Origin of the sequence: uncultured Methanofollis sp. (assembly GCF_937919355.1) — an archaeon.
GTDB lineage: Archaea > Halobacteriota > Methanomicrobia > Methanomicrobiales > Methanofollaceae > Methanofollis.
This window is the reverse complement of sequence record NZ_CALFSA010000192.1, coordinates 1-1,321: the sequence shown is the minus strand read 5'-3', so window position 1 is coordinate 1,321 and position 1,321 is coordinate 1. Positions and strand designations below refer to the sequence as shown.

General features: G+C 63.2%; 1 protein-coding gene and 1 pseudogene. Both read right to left on the bottom strand.

What is annotated here, in order from left to right; all coding sequences use genetic code 11:
• The coding region (locus Q0520_RS09675) for an MFS transporter (RefSeq protein ID WP_298669445.1) at window positions 1–948 on the bottom strand (948 nt) is incomplete at its 3' end.
• 1 nt (window position 949) lies between these two features.
• Window positions 950–1,321: pseudogene (locus Q0520_RS09670) on the bottom strand (methyltransferase); the annotation flags it as partial.

The following is a 1,321-nucleotide window of genomic DNA, read 5'->3' as shown; positions in this document are numbered from 1 at the left end:
CACCGTGACAGAGAATGTGGACCAGAGGAAGAAGCTGAAGATGAGGAGGGCGGCGTAGGAGAGGGGACCCGTGGCGACGAGGAAGAGGACGAAGAAGGGGACGGAGGCGGCAAGGCCGAAGACGGTCCACTCCTTCCTCCCATAAGTGTCGGAGAGGACGCCGCCGACATACTGCCCGGCAACCCCGGCAACGAGCATCAGGGAGACGAGGGCGTTAGCGGTGACGAGGTCGGCGCCGAGGTGGACGTGGAAGTAGGTCGGCAGGTAGGCGATGGCCGCATAGATCACCCATGAGCGCAGCGCCCCCACGGCAACAATGAGAGCGATAGGCCGGCAGGAAACAGGCGCCTCGCACACCCCGGTCCTGCTCGCATGCCCGGTATCCTCCCTCCCCATATCCTCGCGGGGGAAGATCAGCGGGGAGAGGAGAGCGGTGACGACACCGATGACGGCGAGGACGAGGATACCGGGGAGGCCGAGGGCGCTCACCGCAAGTCCTGCAAGGACCGGGCCGAGGGCGAAGCCAATGTTGCCGCCGATGACGAAGATGGAGGTAAGCCTCCCGCGGTTCTCTTTTCGACTCACCCTGTTCACCGCCGAGAGTGCGAGGGGGTGGAAGGTTGCGGAACCGAAGGCGGCGAGGGCTGCACAGATGAGGAGGAGAGGATAGTTTCCGATAAGACCAAAGGCCCCGATGCAGAGGGAGGCGATGAGGAAGGGGACGGCAAAGGGAAGGGAAAAGCCCCGTCTGTCAGAGAGATAGCCGACGGCAGGCTGGAGGAGAGAGGACGTGATGTTGAAGGCGGCGATGAGGAGGCCGGCAAGGAAGTATGACCAGCCATGCGTCGCAATGAGGAGAGGGAGTATGGCCGGGATGACCGGCGAGTAGATGTCGATGACAAGGTGGCCATAGGAGAGGGAGAGGACTGACTTCAGTTCCTTGAGCACCTCAACACCTCTCAATCCGCAGGATCTCGACCGGGATGTCGAGACGGTCACGCCTGTGGAAGGCGAAGGTCCGCGGGATGGTAAAAGAACCCCCTACCGCCGCGGTGACACGGCCACGACCGGCGATATAGGTCTCGATAAAGGGGCGGGACCCCGCGTTGAAGATACCGTAGACGAGATCGGCGGAGGCGAGGGCGCAGTCGATGAAGGGGCGGTCGGCGTGTTTTTTCTGGGCACCGAAGGGGGGGTTCATGACGACGGTGTCAAAGATCCGCGATTTTATCGGGAAGGCGGGACCGATCTCCCCGCAGACAAGGTCGACCTCAGCATCGACAAGGGCGGCGTTCGCCTGCGCGGTCCGCAGGGCACCCCT